The 14,265-nt window shown below is 76.6% G+C and carries 15 protein-coding genes; 9 read left to right on the top strand and 6 right to left on the bottom strand.

Annotation, left to right across the window (positions count from 1 at the left end; genetic code table 11):
* Positions 1-34 precede the first annotated feature (34 nt).
* The gene (locus SNE206_RS29975) at positions 35-1,294 is read right to left on the bottom strand and encodes an MFS transporter (protein WP_407916654.1); all 1,260 of its coding nucleotides are present in this window, start codon (positions 1,292-1,294) and stop codon (positions 35-37) included.
* Between the two features lie 502 nt (positions 1,295-1,796).
* On the opposite strand from SNE206_RS29975, the gene SNE206_RS29970 reads away from it, so the two are divergent.
* From SNE206_RS29970 to SNE206_RS29945, 6 genes are all read left to right on the top strand, one after another.
* Positions 1,797-2,462: a pyridoxamine 5'-phosphate oxidase family protein gene (locus tag SNE206_RS29970; protein ID WP_407916653.1), complete on the top strand. Its 666-nt coding sequence runs from the start codon at positions 1,797-1,799 to the stop codon at positions 2,460-2,462.
* Positions 2,463-2,593: 131 nt separating this feature from the next.
* Positions 2,594-3,925 carry a cryptochrome/photolyase family protein gene (locus SNE206_RS29965; protein ID WP_407916652.1) on the top strand — a complete coding sequence of 444 codons (1,332 nt, stop codon included), beginning with the start codon at positions 2,594-2,596 and terminating at the stop codon, positions 3,923-3,925.
* A 113-nt stretch (positions 3,926-4,038) separates the two neighbouring features.
* Positions 4,039-4,431, top strand: a complete 393-nt coding sequence (locus SNE206_RS29960) for a hypothetical protein (protein WP_407916651.1) — start codon at positions 4,039-4,041, stop codon at positions 4,429-4,431.
* Positions 4,432-4,864: 433 nt separating this feature from the next.
* Entirely contained in the window at positions 4,865-5,821 is a 957-nt protein-coding gene (locus tag SNE206_RS29955) for a SigB/SigF/SigG family RNA polymerase sigma factor (RefSeq protein ID WP_407916650.1), read from the top strand.
* A 70-nt stretch (positions 5,822-5,891) separates the two neighbouring features.
* Complete coding sequence (locus tag SNE206_RS29950) at positions 5,892-6,302, top strand: STAS domain-containing protein (RefSeq protein WP_407916649.1); 411 nt, start codon at positions 5,892-5,894, stop codon at positions 6,300-6,302.
* A complete protein-coding gene (locus SNE206_RS29945; RefSeq protein WP_407916648.1) occupies positions 6,299-6,748 on the top strand; it encodes an ATP-binding protein in 450 nt (149 codons plus the stop codon). Before SNE206_RS29950 ends, SNE206_RS29945 begins: the two co-directional genes overlap by 4 nt.
* Before the next feature lie 51 nt (positions 6,749-6,799).
* On the opposite strand, the gene SNE206_RS29940 is transcribed toward SNE206_RS29945, so the two are convergent.
* From SNE206_RS29940 to SNE206_RS29930, 3 genes are all read right to left on the bottom strand, one after another.
* Complete coding sequence (locus SNE206_RS29940) at positions 6,800-7,945, bottom strand: glutamate--cysteine ligase (protein WP_407916647.1); 1,146 nt, start codon at positions 7,943-7,945, stop codon at positions 6,800-6,802.
* Between the two features lie 519 nt (positions 7,946-8,464).
* A complete protein-coding gene (locus SNE206_RS29935) occupies positions 8,465-9,031 on the bottom strand; it encodes a type 1 glutamine amidotransferase domain-containing protein (RefSeq protein WP_407916646.1) in 567 nt (188 codons plus the stop codon).
* A gap of 518 nt (positions 9,032-9,549) precedes the next feature.
* On the bottom strand, positions 9,550-10,044 hold the full coding sequence (locus SNE206_RS29930) for a DUF6328 family protein (RefSeq protein ID WP_407916645.1): 495 nt from the start codon (positions 10,042-10,044) through the stop codon (positions 9,550-9,552).
* 266 nt (positions 10,045-10,310) lie between these two features.
* Here SNE206_RS29930 and SNE206_RS29925 point away from each other — a divergent pair, with 266 nt between their 5' ends.
* Genes SNE206_RS29925 through SNE206_RS29915 form a run of 3 tightly spaced genes read left to right on the top strand, consistent with a single transcriptional unit; the run spans position 10,311 to position 13,023 of the window.
* Entirely contained in the window at positions 10,311-11,360 is a 1,050-nt protein-coding gene (locus SNE206_RS29925) for an ABC transporter ATP-binding protein (protein ID WP_407916644.1), read from the top strand.
* A 10-nt stretch (positions 11,361-11,370) separates the two neighbouring features.
* Positions 11,371-12,219 carry an ABC transporter permease gene (locus SNE206_RS29920; RefSeq protein WP_407916643.1) on the top strand — a complete coding sequence of 283 codons (849 nt, stop codon included), beginning with the start codon at positions 11,371-11,373 and terminating at the stop codon, positions 12,217-12,219.
* Between the two features lie 12 nt (positions 12,220-12,231).
* On the top strand, positions 12,232-13,023 hold the full coding sequence (locus SNE206_RS29915) for an ABC transporter permease (protein ID WP_407916642.1): 792 nt from the start codon (positions 12,232-12,234) through the stop codon (positions 13,021-13,023).
* Between the two features lie 149 nt (positions 13,024-13,172).
* Here SNE206_RS29915 and SNE206_RS29910 read toward each other — a convergent pair whose 3' ends face one another.
* Both SNE206_RS29910 and SNE206_RS29905 read right to left on the bottom strand, forming a co-directional pair.
* Positions 13,173-13,628, bottom strand: a complete 456-nt coding sequence (locus SNE206_RS29910) for a MarR family winged helix-turn-helix transcriptional regulator (RefSeq protein ID WP_407916641.1) — start codon at positions 13,626-13,628, stop codon at positions 13,173-13,175.
* 56 nt (positions 13,629-13,684) lie between these two features.
* Entirely contained in the window at positions 13,685-14,206 is a 522-nt protein-coding gene (locus tag SNE206_RS29905; protein ID WP_407916640.1) for an SRPBCC family protein, read from the bottom strand.
* Between the last annotated feature and the right edge of the window lie 59 nt (positions 14,207-14,265).

Raw genomic sequence — 14,265 nt, 5'->3', positions numbered from 1 at the left:
CCGGCTCCGGACCGGCGGCGCCGGTGGCGGCAGGTCAGGCCGCGGTCGCCACGGCAGTGCGGCGGTCCTTCAGGAAGACGCCGAGCGCCACCACCGCCGTCGCGGCGGCGAGCACGCCGACGGCGGCGGCCAGCCCGCCGAGCGGCTTCGAGAGGCCGAGCAGCACCAGCGGGCAGACGAACTCGCCGAGGAAGAAGGCCGCCGTCCACAGGCCGGTGCCGCGGCCGCGGTCGGCGTGGTCGAGCAGGGCCATCGCACGGGTCAGCAGCAGCGGCAGCAGCACGCCGGTGCCCACGCAGTTGACGACCGCTCCGACGACCAGCAGCGGTGCGCCGCCGGCCACGCTCATGACCGCGAACCCGGCGGCGCACAGCGCCAGCACGTACGGCAGGAACGCCTGGGCGCGGGCCCCGACGCGGGCGAAGGACGCCGCGCCGGCGACCGTCGCCGCACTGGCCACCGCCGTCGCCAGGCCGACCGCGGCGGACTTCTTCACGCCCAGGTCGTCCAGCAGGTACGACATCTCGACCGGCACGGTGTAGAAGACCATCGCGCCGAAGAAGGTGAGGCCGCAGGTGGCGGCCATCCGGCGCCACGGGTAGGGCCGCTGCTCGACCGCGGACGCGGCGTCCGCGGGGGCGGCTCCGCCGGCGGTTCCGGCCGTGGGCCGCAGGACGGTGGCCAGCAGCGGCGCGAGCAGCAGGCTCACCGCGTACGCCCAGAACGGCGCCCGCCAGCCGGCCGAGCCGATCGCCCCGCCGATCGCGAAGAAGGCCGTCGCCGAGACGGCCGCGCAGATGGTCTGCACGGCGAGCAGGCGGTCGCGGGCCGGGCCGCTCCAGTAGTCGCCGATCAGCGTGGTGCAGCAGGTCATGATGACGGCCTCGGTGACTCCGACCAGCGCCCGGCTGGCGACGATCGCGCCGAGCGAGTCGAGCCAGAGCGGCGCGGTGCCGACGAAGGCGTAGACGACGGTCGCCCACACCAGCAGGCGGTGCCGGCCGAGGCGGTCGATCAGCACGCCCGCGAACGGCGCGAGCAGGCCGAGCGCCAGCGCGGGTATGGTCAGCGCGACCGGGACGAGCGCGTCCGCGCCCGGTGTGCTCTCGAAATGGTCCTGCATGCGCGGCAGGACGGGCGCCATGAGGACGGCGCCGAGGATGGGCAGGCAGCTGCCGGCCATCAGCAGTACGGCCTTGAGCCGGAGTGCCGGCGTGGAGCCGGTCCCGGGGGCGTCGGCGGCGGCCGCGGCGTCGCGGGCGGCGTCGGGGGCGTCTACGAGGGGGGCGGGCAAGGGGTTCTCCGTTCACGGGACGGTGCAGCGGGGGCGGTGCGGCTCGACTGTCGGCGTGGAACGCGCCTATTAGTACCAGCAGTTCCTTGCGTCCCTCCGATCACCCTCACCCTGCCTTCACGGGCCGCGCACCCCTCGGACGGCTCCGAGCAGGGGTTTTGACAGGTTCTCAACCTTCGGTACAGCCGGACTTGACGGACCGTCACCACCGGCCGACCCGGGCCGCCCGGGCGGGGCCGGTGCGCCGGATGTGTGCGGCCCGTGCGAGAACGGTGTTCACCCCGGTACCGCCGTGCCCCCCGCACCGCCCGGTCGCGCCGCCGTCCCCGCCCCTGCCGCCCGCCCTGGCCGCCCGCCCCGGCCGGTCGCGGCGGCGGGGCGTTGCCGGGCGTGCCGGCCCGCCGCGGGCTCTACTGGTGGACGGACACGACAGAACGCGCCAGGACGCGACGGCACCCCGTACCGGCGGGCGGGCCGGCCCCGACCGGGAGGACCCAGAGACGTGGACGAGAACGCCGGCACCCCCCGGCCGGCCGATCCCGCGGGCATCGCCCGGCGGATCGCCGAACGCAGCGAGGCCCTCGGCATCGGCGAGGCCGACCTCGCGGCCCGCGCCGGCATGGCGCCGCGCTACCTGCACCACCTCGTCGAGGCCGGGCCCGGATTCGACCCCGGCGGCTTCCTGCGGCTGGCCGCCGCGCTCGGCACGACCTACCGCGAACTCGTCGAGGGCGGCGCGGACCACCCCCCGGGGCAGAGCGGGGGGACGCACCCCGTGCTCGTCCAGCTCTCCGCCCGGGAGTGCTGGGACCGCATCGGCGGCCACGGCGTCGGCCACCTCGCGCTGCCCGCCGGGCCCGGCCCCGCGGTCTTCCCGGTGAACTACGTGGTGGACGCGGGCACCATCGCCTACCGCACCCGGCCGGACGGCGCCGCGGCCGCCGAACCGGGCAGCAGCGTCTCCTTCCAGGTCGACCGCATCGACGACCGGCTCAGCCGCGGCTGGAGCGTGCTGATCAGCGGCACCGCCGAGCACGTGGAGGACCCGGAGGCCGTCCGGCGGCTTGCCGGGCACCCCGGCGCCGAACCCTGGGCGGGCGGCGTCCGGCCGCTGTGGGTCCGCATCCGGCCCACCCGGATCAGCGGCCGCAGCGTCGGCACCCGCTGACCCGCCGACCCGGGCCCCGGCTCCTCGCATCCCTGGTGCGCCGCTCCCGGCCGTACGCCGGACGGGTCACCCCGACGCGCCGAACGGCGCGCCCCCGCCGGGCCCGCCGCGATCGCTAGCCTGGCGTCGCCATGACGATCGCCATCGCCCTGCTGACGCAGGACCTCCGCCTGCACGACAACCCGGTGCTGCACGCCGCCCTGCGCAGCGCCGACGAGGTCGTCCCGCTGTTCGTGCTCGACCCCGACGTCGAGGCGGCCGGGTTCGCCGCCGCCAACCGCCGGGCCTTCCTCGCCGACTGCCTCGCCGACCTCGACGCCTCGCTGCGCCGGATCGGCGGCCGGCTCGTCCTGCGGCACGGCCGCAGCGTCCCCGAGACCGCCCGGCTGGCCGCCGGGACCGGCGCCGTCGCGGTGCACGTCGCGGCGGGGGTCAGCGGTTTCGCCAGGCGCCGGGAGCACGCGCTCCGCGCGGAGTTCGGGGAGCGCCTGCACGTCCACGACGGCTCGCTGACCGTGGCCCCGCCCGGCGCCGTCACCCCCGCGGGCAAGGACCACTACGCGGTCTTCACCCCCTACTTCCGGGCCTGGCAGCAGACCGCGCGACGCCCCGTGCACCGCGCACCGGCCGCGCTGCGCACGCCCGAGGGCCTGGCGAGCGCAGCCGTGCCGTCCGTCCGGCCGGACTCGCCGGGGCTGCCTCCGGGCGGCGAGAGCGCGGGCCGACGGCTCTGGAAGGCGTACGACGTCGACCGGTACGCGGAGGTGCACGACGACCTCGCCGCCGACTCGACCTCGCGGCTCTCGCCGTACCTGCACTTCGGCTGCCTCTCCGCCACCGAGCTCACCGCCCTCGCCGGAGACCGCGGGGGCCCCGGCGCGGACGCGTTCGTCCGCCAGCTCGTGTGGCGCGACTTCCACCACCAGGTGCTTGCCGCCCGCCCGCAGGCCGCCTGGCACGACTACCGCCCGAAGCACGACGGCTGGACGGCGGACTCCCGCGAGGCCGCCGCCTGGCGGGAGGGCCGGACGGGCTTCCCGGTGGTCGACGCGGGCATGCGGCAGCTCGCCCACGAGGGCTGGATGCACAACCGCGCCCGGCTGCTCACCGCGTCGTTCCTCACCAAGACCCTGTACCAGGACTGGCGTCCGGGGGCCCGGCACTTCCTCGACCTGCTCGTCGACGGCGACCTCGCCAACAACCAGCTGAACTGGCAGTGGGTGGCCGGCACCGGCACCGACACCCGCCCCAACCGGGTGCTCAACCCGCTCACCCAGGCAGACCGCCTCGATCCGGACGGCGCGTACGTCCGCCGGTGGGTGCCCGAACTGGCCGGGATCCCCGGCCGGGCCGTGCACCGCCCCTGGGCGCTCGACCGGCGGCCCGAGGGCTACCCGCCGCCGCTCGTCGACCCGGCCGACGTCTCCGCCCGGCTCCGGCAGGGGCGCGGCCTCGACGGGTAGCGCCCTGCAGGCCGGTGCGGGCACCGGCCCGCCCGGCCCGGCCGGTGCGGAGGGGGATGCACTCGCGCAAGCCGGGCACACGGGTCGCCAGGATCCCTGGAAGGAGACCCCCGATGCTGCCCGTAGGACTGCTGCTGCTCCTGGCGACCGGTGCCTTCACCGGCCTGCTGATCGTCGAGAACGCCCGCACCGCCCCCGACCTCACACTCGCCCTGGTCGGCCACGACACCACCGTGAGCACCCTGGAGGTCTTCCTGGCCGGGATCGCCCTCGCCCTGGTGTTCGCGCTGGGCTGCGCGCTCGCCCTGGCGGGCCGTCGTCGGTCCGCCCGCCGCTCCGCGGAGCTCCGGGCCGCCCGCAAGGCCCTGCGGGCGGCCCGGCCGGGCGATGCCGCACGGCCGGCCGCCGCCGCACGGCCGTCCACCACCCCCTCCAGGGGATCGGCCACCTCCCCGACATCCCCGGTGTCGCGGCGGCGGCGCCTGGTCCAGCGGCTGGGCCTCTGACCGCGACCGCGACCACGGACGGCGGACCACGGACGGCGGACGGCGGCAGCGCGGCGGGCGGGAGTGCGGCGGGGGGGGGGGGGGGCCCCCCCCCCCCCCCCCCCCCCCCCGGGGGGGGCGCCCCCCCCCCCCGGGGGGGGGGGGCCGGGCGGGGGGCGGGGGGGCGGGGGGGGGGGGGGCGCCCCCCCCCCACCCCCCCCCCGGCCCGGGGGCGGACGCCCGCCGCCGATGGTTCGGCGGCGATCGATCGGGTACATGCGGAAGGTGGAGGCGTTCGGCCGTCTGCCTGCCTCCCCGCCCGGGGCGCCGAGCCGCCGGGCGGCCCGGAACTTCGGGCGGCGGCCGCCCCCGGAACCCGGGGCGGCCGCCACCGCCCCGTTGCAGGTCGTGCACCACGCCGACCGGTCGCGGACGACTCCCCGCGGAGACGACCATGTCAGCTCCTCCGACCAGCGCGCCCCTGAACCCCGCCGTACCGACCGCGCCCGCGGCAGCCCTCGCGCCGGACACTGCCGTGCCCCCCGCCCCGGACGCCGACGCGCCCTGCCGCCGGCCCGGCCCCGGCGAACTGCGGGCCATGGGCAAGGCCGAGGCCCGCGCGCTCAGTGACGCGCTGTTCCGCCGGCTCGCGGGCCTCGAACCGGGCACCCGGGAGTTCAGCTACGTGCGCGGCACCGTCATCGAGCTGAACATGCCGCTCGTGCGGTTCGCCGCCGCCGGTTTCCGGCACCGCAGTGCCGAGCTCGACGACATCGTGCAGGTCGGCACGGTCGGCCTGATCAAGGCGGTCGACGGGTACGACCTCGACCGCGGGGTCGAGTTCCTGACCTACGCCATCCCCACCATCACCGGGGAGATCAAGCGGTTCTTCCGCGACACCACCTGGCCCGTCCGGATGCCGCGCAGCCTGCAGGAGATGTCGCTGTCGGTCGCGCGCGCCGCCGACCGGCTCGAACAGGACCTCGGGCGGCCGCCCACCGTGCAGGAACTCTCCGACGACCTCGGCGTGGACCCCGAACACGTCACCGCGGGCCTCGGCGCGGGCCGCGCCTACCGCTCCGACTCCCTCGACTCGCTGCGCGACGACGGCTCGGACGAGCCCGGCACCTCGCTCCTCGACCGGCTCGGCGCCTGCGACCCCGACCTCGCCCTGGTGGAGTTCCGCGAGTCCGTCCGGCCGCTCCTGCGCGACCTGCCGGAACGCGAGCGCGCGGTGCTGCAGCTCCGCTTCTGGGGCGACCGCACCCAGTCGCAGATCGCCGAGGCCATCGGGGTCTCCCAGATGCACGTGTCGCGGATCCTCGCCGGCATCCTCGACCGGCTCCGGGAGGGCTTGGAGGACACCGGCTCGGAGGACACCCCCGGCGGCCCGGAGCGCACCGGGGAGTGAGGCGGGCGCACACGCCCGCGCGGACCACCCGACCAGCGGACCACCCGACCACACGCGAGGAGGCCGGCCCATGGAGGCAGGCGCCGGGAACGCCGGCCAGGCCCGCGGAGCCGTACCGCTCACCGTCACCGTGCGGCGGACGGCACTGGGCTGGACCCTGGGTCCGGTCGGCGAACTCGACCACGACACGGCAGGCCCGTTCGCCGACGCGCTCGACGCCGCGCTGCGCACACCCCGGGCCGTGGTCGTGGTCGACTGCGCAGGCCTGGGCTTCTGCGACTCGACCGGCCTGAACCTCCTTCTCCAGGCCCGCACCAGGGCCGTCGCGGACAGCGGTGAGATCGTCATCGCCCGGCCCACGCCCATGATCGAACGGATGCTGGAGATCACCGGCACCGGCGCCGTCTTCCGCGTCGTCGACACCGTCGAGGCGGCCGGCGTCGCCGAGGGCCCCGCGCCCGGGGGAGGCGACGTCCCGTGACCGGGCGCACCGGGTCACCGCTGCCCGCCGAACAGATCCGCCGGCTCGCGCTCTACGGCGCCGGCGGCGCGGTGCAGCGCTGCCGCGACTTCACCCGCGGGGCGCTGTACGACTGGGGCTGGCTCCCGGCCTCGCCGGGGGAGCGGCTGACCGTCGCGGAGGACGTCCTGCTCATGGTCAGCGAACTCGTCACCAACGCCTGCCTGCACGCGGGAGGCCCCCGCGAACTCACCCTCCAGCGGACCGCCGACGGCCTGCGGGTGGAGGTCGCCGACAACAGCCTCGACCCGCCGCGGCTGCGCACCGGACGCCCGCGCACCGCTCCCGGCGGCCACGGGCTGCTCGTCGTCGACCGGCTCTCGACGGCCTGGGGTTCCGAGCCGGGGCCCGTCGGCAAGACGGTGTGGCTGGAGGTCGGGACACCGGCCGACGCCCGCCGGGGCTGACGCCGCCGCGTCCGGCCCCCCGGACGCGGCGGCGGGCCGGACGCGGCGGTGTCAGCCGGCGGCGGTGACGGCCGCCAGCTCGTCGACGACGTCGTGGAAGCGCCCGTGCCGGGCGAAGGCCGCCCGCTGGCGGTCCGCACCGGTGCCGGCCGCACGCAGCGCGGCGAGCAGCCGCCGTACGGTCGCCAGGTCGCCCGCGGCCTCCAGCCCCGGGCGGGCCCGCTCCACCAGGCGGTCGACGAGGGCGTCCATCGGCAGGATCCGGCCCGTCCCCGGGTCGTGGGCCGTCGCGCCGAGCCCGTGCACGGCCGCCGACCAGTGGGCTTCGAGCAGTTCGGTCCGGCCGCCCCCGTGGCCGTCGGAGTCCTGTGCGGCCGCGTCGGCGGGTTCGGCCAGAAGGGTGGCGGCCAGGCCCCGCAGGAGCGCCGCGACGAGCACCGTGGTGTCGACGTCCGCGTTGCTGTCGGTGACCCGGGTCTCCAGGGTCGGCACGTGCTCGGACGGCCGGGAGTACCAGTAGATCATCGCCGGGTCGAGGATCACCCCGGAGTCCAGCAGCCGTGCCACGGTCGCGCGGTAGGCGGGCTCGTCGAGCCGCGGCGACGGGCCGACGGTCGGCCACCGCCGGTAGTAGGCGTGCCGCCAGCTCGCGAAGCCGGTGTCACGGCCGGAGCTGTACGGCGAGTTCACGGCCAGTGCCTGCACCACGGGCAGCCACGGGCGGAGCCGGTTGTTGAGCGCCAGCGCCGTCGCCCGGCACTCCACCCCCACGTGGACGTGGCAGCCGCACACCGCACCCTCGGGGCTGGCCGCGACCGCCCCGACGAGCTCACCGATCTCGCGGTAGCGGGGCGTGTCGGTCACGCCGGGCGGACGCCCGTCCGTGACCACCGGCATGCCCGTGCCGACCAGCCGGCATCCGGCGTCGGCGGCGGCCTCGTGGAGCGTGGCGCGCAGCCGCACCAGCTCGCCGCGGAGGTCCGCCAGGGTGAGCACCGGGCGGGTGCAGACCTCCGCCTGGGAGGTGAAGAACTCGCTCTGCACCTGCTCGCCCAGCTCGTCGGCTGCCGCCTTCACCACGACGGGGGCCAGTCCGGCCGGCAGCCGCGAGCGCCGGTCGACGAGGAGGAACTCCTCCTCGACGCCGACCGTCGGCACCGTGATGCCGCCGCCGGCCGGGCCGGCGGGACGTGTCACCGGGGTCCGCCGACCGGGGGCGTCGGGGCGGCCCGGTCCGTCGGGCGGGGCTCCGGGGCGGGGGCGGGGTCCGGCGGCACCGGGTCGGGCCCCGGTGCGGGCGGCGACGGCGGTACGGGCGCGGGCGGTGTCGGCTCCGGGCCGGGCGGCCCGGGGACCGGCGGCCCGGGCACGGGCGGGGTGGGGACGGGGGCCGGCGTCGGGTCCGGGAACGGGCCGACGTCGGGTCCGGGCGGTACGGGGACGGTCATGGGAACGGCCTCCTTGCCGGCGCGGTGGCGGTGGCGGCGGCCCGGTGTGCGCCGCCGCCCGCCTCGTCCATGGTCGGACGCCCTGCCCGGCGCCGCAGGGCAGGGCGCGGACCGGTACGTCCGGCGGCGCCGGACGCCCTCGTCCGTCGCGTACCCCGGACCGCCGTGCCGAACCGCCGTCCGGCTTCCCCGGGGCGGCGGGGTCCGGACACGGACGGGCGCGGCCCAGGCGTGGGCGGGTCGGGTTCGGACGTGGGCGGGCGGCGGTTCAGGCGTGGGCGGGTGTGCGGGCGAACTCCGCCACGAGGGCGCGGTCGAAGGCCGGCAGGTCGGCCGGTTTCCGGCTGGAGACCAGGGTGTTCGGCCCGTTCGTGCAGACCTTCACCTCCTGGTCCACCCAGTGCGCGCCGGCGTTGCGGAGGTCGGTCCGCAGGCTCGGCCACGAGGTGAGGGTGCGGCCGCGGACGACGTCCGCCTCGACGAGCGTCCACGGGCCGTGGCAGATCACCGCGACCGGCCGGCCCCGGTGGAAGACCTCCCGGACGAGGGCGACCGCGCGCGGGTCCATCCGGAGGAAGTCGGGGTTCGCGACGCCGCCGGGCAGGACGAGCCCGTCGACGTCACCGGCCGTGACGTCCGCGACCACGGCGTCCACCCGGAACGCGTCGCCGGGTTCGAGGTGCCGGACGGTCTGCACCGTGCCGGCCTTGGTGGACACCAGCCGGGGTGTTCCGCCGGCCGCGAGGACGGCGTCCCACGGCGAGGTCAGCTCCACCTGTTCCGCGCCCTTCGGCGCGACGAGGAAGGCGATGGTCCTTCCGGTGAGATCGGTCATGGCGGCCGTCCTCCCTGCTGGTCCGGGTCTCTCCGCCGGTCCGGGTCTCTCCGCCGGTCCGGGTCTCTCTGTCGGTCCGGGTTTCTCTGTTGGGTCCGGGCCGGTCGCGGCCGGCCCCGGGCCCCGCGCCGGCCGCGTCACGCCGACGCGCCTACCCGGCTCCGGTCGTGCCGACACCGGGGCGTCCGGCCTGCGGTTTCGTCCGCCGCGGCCCCGGGCAGAGCCTGGACGAGGGGGCGGGAAGGAGAGCCGCCATGACCGTCAACCCCGGCCCGCCGGAGCTCAGGCCGCACGACGCGACCGTCCCCGGGGCCGCCCGGGCGGTCCCGGTGAACCCCGGGCCGCCTGCCGACACCCTGCGGGAGGCCGAGGGGGCGCCCGGCGGGGCCGCGGAGCACCACCACCGGCACCGCCTGTCCTTCCGGGGCGTCCGTCACGGGGAGCCCGCCGGGCCCGGTGCCGCGCCCGGCCCGCCGCCGGGGAGCGGGGGAGACCGGAGCCGCTGAGCCGGGCCGGCCTCAGCGGTCGCCGTCGTCCTGGTGCCGCCGCACCAGGAGCGGGAGCAGCAGCCAGCACACGCCGAACCAGAGCAGCACGCCGCCGGAGATCAGCCAGGCGGCGGCGCCCAGACCCGCCACCTTGAGCAGCAGCAGGAGGGCCGCGCCGACGTTCAGGGCGAGCAGGGTGACGCCGAGCGCCACCACGCGTGCGGCGGCCCGCACCATGCGCGGCTTGAGGTGCCGGCCGGTCAGCAGCCGGTGGTAGGTGACCGGGGCCATCAGCGTGCCCGTGGCGACGGCGCCGAGCGTCACGACGACCACGTACAGGACGCGGTCGAAGCCGTGCAGGGTGGTGAAGCGCTCGGTGAAGACGACGGTCAGCAGGAAGCCGAACATGATCTGCGCGCCGGTCTGGGCGATCCGCACCTCCTGGAGGAGTTCGGCCCACAGCCGGTCGGCGCGTTCGTCCGCGCTCTCGTTCCGGCCGTCGGCCACCCGCCGTTCACCCGCCATGTCCGGCGGATACCCGCTGCGGCGGGGGCGATGCGCGCCGCGGACGGCTGCGGCGGTGCGCACGGCACCGCCGCGGCGGACCGCCGACGGTCGACGGGATGACGCGTCGACAGTCTTCGTCTTTTGATGGGCAAGTTGCAGGAAAATATCTTGTTATTGCGATCCCGTCCTGATGGGATGGCGTCGCCCCGGCGGCGGACCGGCCTCGGGGCCCACCGGCGGACCCCGCGGGGCCGACCGGTCGGGAGCGTCGGGAGGGGATGTCGTTGGCCGGGATCGAAGACGTCGGGCACCGGCCGGAGGCCGCACCGCCGGACGCGGGCCACGCGGACCCCGCCGCGCGCACGGCGACCGCGCCGGGCGGTCCCGCCGCGGCCGACACGCTCATCGAGGCGGTGGGGCTGCGCAAGGTCCACCCCTCCAAGGGCGACGCCACGCCCACGGAAGCGGTCGCCGGCATCGACTTCACCGTGCGCCGGGGCCAGGCCTTCGGCTTCCTCGGCCCGAACGGGGCCGGCAAGTCCACCACGATGCGCATGATCGCCTGCGTCTCCCCGGTCTCCGGCGGCAGCCTCCGCGTGCTCGGCATGGACCCGGCCCGGGACGGCTCCGCGATCCGGGCCAGACTCGGCTCCGTCCCCCAGGACGACACCCTGGACACCGAACTGACCGTCCGGGAGAACCTCCTGGTCTACGGCCGGTACTTCGGGTTCTCCCGTGCCGTGATCCGCGAACGCACCACCCAGCTCCTGGAGTTCGCGCGACTCGCGGACAAGGCCGACGAGCCGGTCGAGGCACTCTCCGGCGGCATGCGGCGCCGGCTCACCATCGCCCGGTCCCTGATCAACCGGCCGGAGATCCTGCTGCTCGACGAGCCCACCACCGGGCTCGACCCGCAGGCCCGCCACCTCCTGTGGGAGCGGCTCTTCCGCCTCAAGCAGCAGGGGGTGACCCTCCTGCTCACCACCCACTACATGGACGAGGCCGAGCAGCTCTGCGACCACATCGTCGTGATGGACCACGGCCGGATCGTCGCCGAGGGCTCGCCCGCGGACCTCATCCGCCGCCACTCCACCCGCGAGGTGCTGGAGCTGCGCTTCCCCGTCGGGGAGCAGCAGGCCGCCGCCGCACGGCTGGCCGGCACCGGCGAACGCCTGGAGGACCTCCCCGACCGGGTGCTCGTCTACGCCGAGGACGGCGAGGCGGCGCTCGCCGCCGTCCACGAACGCGGCGTACGCCCGCTCACCGCGCTGGTGCGGCGGGCCGGCCTGGAGGACGTCTTCCTGACCCTCACCGGCCGGACGCTGGTGGACTGAGGTGACCTCCGTGAACCCGACGGCCGCCCCCGCTCCCGCCCCCGCCGCACGCCCCGGGCGGGCCGCACCGCTGGACGCGCTCGCGGCCCGGGTGCCCGCGCTGCGCGCGTTCGGCTACTGGATGCGCCGCTACCGCCGCACCTGGCGCGGATCGGTCGTGATCAGCGTCGTCAACCCGCTGCTCTTCCTGCTCGCCATGGGCGCCGGCCTCGGCCGGCTCGTCGACGCCAACCAGAGCGCCCACCTCGCGGGCACGCCGTACCTGGACTTCCTGGCGCCCGGCCTGCTCGCCGCCTCGGCGATGCAGAACGCCTTCGTCGAGGCGGCCTACCCGGTCTTCCTGGCCACGCGCGGCCGGGGCGCCTACCCGGCCGCCGCCGCGACCCCGATGCGGCCGGGCGACATCCTGGCCGGGCACCTGCTCTTCGTCGCGTTCCGGGTGCTGACCAGCGGCGTGCTGTTCGTGCTGGTGCTGCTGGCCTTCGGCGTGGTCGGGCCGGGCACCGGGCTGCTGCTCCTGCCGCCGGTGCTGCTCACCGGCCTGGCCTTCGCCGCGCCGCTCGCCGCGTGGGCGGTCGGGGTCGACCGGCCCGGCCGGATCAACGGCAGCTACCGCTTCGTCGCCATGCCGCTCTACATGTTCTCCGGCACCTTCTTCGCGGTCGACCAGCTCCCCGGGTGGCTGCAGGCCGTCGTCGGGGTCACGCCGCTCCACCAGGGCACCGAACTCACCCGCTCGCTGGTGCTCGGCACCGCGCAGCCGGGCGCCACCGCCGCGCACACCGCCTACCTCCTGGCCCTCGCCGTCGGCGGGATCCTCCTCGCGCGCCGCGGCTACCGCCGGCGCCTCCACCGCTGAAGGAACCCCACCGTGTTCGCCCAACTGCTGAGACACCCCGCGGTCGCGGGGCCCGCCGTCCTGGTGGAGCGCAACCTCGTCATCCACCGGCACAACTGGTACCTCCTGCTGGCCGAGATCTTCGAGCCGGTGCTCTACCTGCTCTCCATGGGCGTCGGCATCGGCACCCTGGTCGGCGACGTGCCCGGCCTCGGCACCGGCTCCGGCGGCTACGCCGCGTTCGTCGCACCGGCCCTGCTGGCGACCGCCGCGATGAACGGCGCCATGAACGAGACGACCTTCGCCATGTACGGCAAGCTGCGGGAGCTCAGGACGTACGACTCGATCCTGGCCACCCCGCTGACGGTGTGGGACGTCGCCCTCGGCGAGGTGCTGTGGGCGCTGCTGCGCGGCACTGCGGTGACGCTGGTCTTCGGCGTGTTCCTCGCGGTGTCCGGCCTGGTCGGGTCGGGGTGGGCGCTGCTGGTCGTGCCCGGCGCCCTGCTGATCGGTTTCGCCTTCGCCTCGCTGGGCCTCGCCGTGGTGACGTACCTGCGCAGCTGGCAGGACTTCCAGCTGATCCAGCTGGTGATGCTGCCGATGTTCCTCTTCGCCACCACGTTCTACCCGCTGGGCGTCTACCCCCGACCGGTGCAGCTGGCGGTCGAGTGCCTGCCGCTCTACCAGAGCATCGAGCTGATCCGCCGTCCCGTGCTGGGCACCGTGGACGCCGGGGTCGTGGTGGCCGCGCTCTACCTCGCCCTGCTCGGCGCGGTGAGCCTGGCCGTCGCGCTCCGGCGCCTGGAGCGCACGCTCGCACGCTGACGGCCCCCGGCCACCGAGCCACCCGGCCACCGAGCCACCCGGCCACCGAGCGACCCGGCCACCGAGCGACCCGGCCACCGAGCCACCTGGCCCTCAGCCGACGAGCCGCCCCGGCTCCGCGGCCGCCGCTCCGTGCCCGGCGCCCGGGGTCAGCTCCGTCCGAGCGTCCGCAGGGCCCGGGTGAACGCACCGGCGTCCTCGCCGAGGGCGGCGAAGAACGCGGCGTCGCAGCTCTCGACCGCGACCACCGCCCGGTCGGCGAGCGCCCGCCCCTCGTCGGTGACGGCGAGCGCACGGGCCCGGCGGTCCTCCGGGTGCGGCGGCCGGTGCACCAGGCCGCGCGCCTCCAGGGCGCGCAGCACCTGCGAGGTCATCATCGGGTCGGTCGCCGCGTGGTCGGCGAGCTGCCGCTGGGTGACAGGGCCGTCGGCCTGCAGCCAGGTCAGCGAGGCGAGCAGCACGAACTGCACGTGGGTCAGCCCGTGGGGCTTCAGCGCGGCGCGCTGCGCGGCCTGCCAGCGGTTGGTGACCTGCCACAGGAGCAGGCCGGTGCTGTGCTCGGCCTCGGTGAACCCGCTGGCCAGGCGCGGGGGTCGGTCGTCCATGCGCCGACGATAGCCGCCCGCCGGGGCGGCCGGCCCGGGTGTCCCGTGCCGCGTGCTCACCGGGCCGCCGACGCCTCCTGCACCTCCTGCACCTCTTGCGCCGACCTGGTGCGTGGCGCGTCCGGGCCGGTGGGGCCGGCCGCGGCGCCCGCGGCGGTGTCCGCCTCGGCGGCGGCGGCGAGCCGGTCGAGGTCGTCCTGGAGGCTCGCCCGGATGCCCTTGCCGAGGGCGGCGTACCAGAGCCGGGCGAGCGGCCCGGTCAGGGTGACCTCGACGCGGACGGTGGTGCCGCCCTGCGTGGTGCGCTCCACGTGGTGCCGGAAGGTCAGGCGCGCGCCGAGGAGCCTCGACACGTCGGTGAACTCCCGGTCCGGCACGAGGGTGTCGACCGTGAACGGCACCCGCGGCCCGCCCCTGGGCTTGAGGACGCCGGTCGCGCCGGCGGTGAACGGGCCGTCGAGCCGTACCCACTCGGTGTCGGTGTTCCACTCCGGCCAGGTGGCGGTGTCGGCCCAGCGGGCGAAGAAGGCGGCGGGCTGTGCGGTGGACGTGGTGCGTGCCTCGGCGATCGTCGTCATGCATTTAGTATGCGCGCTTAGTATGTGGCGGGTCAACCCCGCCGACCGCTGCCCCGCCC

This window comes from Kitasatospora sp. NE20-6 (assembly GCF_045862635.1).
The sequence above is the reverse complement of the archived record's forward strand: the minus strand, read 5'-3'. Positions and strand labels throughout refer to the sequence as shown.

Bases quoted from the DNA above. Each gene is read 5' to 3' on its own strand.
- SNE206_RS29955 (WP_407916650.1), top strand. From the start codon at position 4,865: ATGTCAGCTCCTCCGACCAGCGCGCCCCTGAACCCCGCCGTACCGACC.
- SNE206_RS29965 (WP_407916652.1), top strand. From the start codon at position 2,594: ATGACGATCGCCATCGCCCTGCTGACGCAGGACCTCCGCCTGCACGAC.
- SNE206_RS29950 (WP_407916649.1), top strand. From the start codon at position 5,892: ATGGAGGCAGGCGCCGGGAACGCCGGCCAGGCCCGCGGAGCCGTACCG.
- SNE206_RS29905 (WP_407916640.1), bottom strand. From the start codon at position 14,206: ATGACGACGATCGCCGAGGCACGCACCACGTCCACCGCACAGCCCGCC.
- SNE206_RS29960 (WP_407916651.1), top strand. From the start codon at position 4,039: ATGCTGCCCGTAGGACTGCTGCTGCTCCTGGCGACCGGTGCCTTCACC.
- SNE206_RS29935 (WP_407916646.1), bottom strand. From the start codon at position 9,031: ATGACCGATCTCACCGGAAGGACCATCGCCTTCCTCGTCGCGCCGAAG.
- SNE206_RS29910 (WP_407916641.1), bottom strand. From the start codon at position 13,628: ATGGACGACCGACCCCCGCGCCTGGCCAGCGGGTTCACCGAGGCCGAG.
- SNE206_RS29930 (WP_407916645.1), bottom strand. From the start codon at position 10,044: ATGGCGGGTGAACGGCGGGTGGCCGACGGCCGGAACGAGAGCGCGGAC.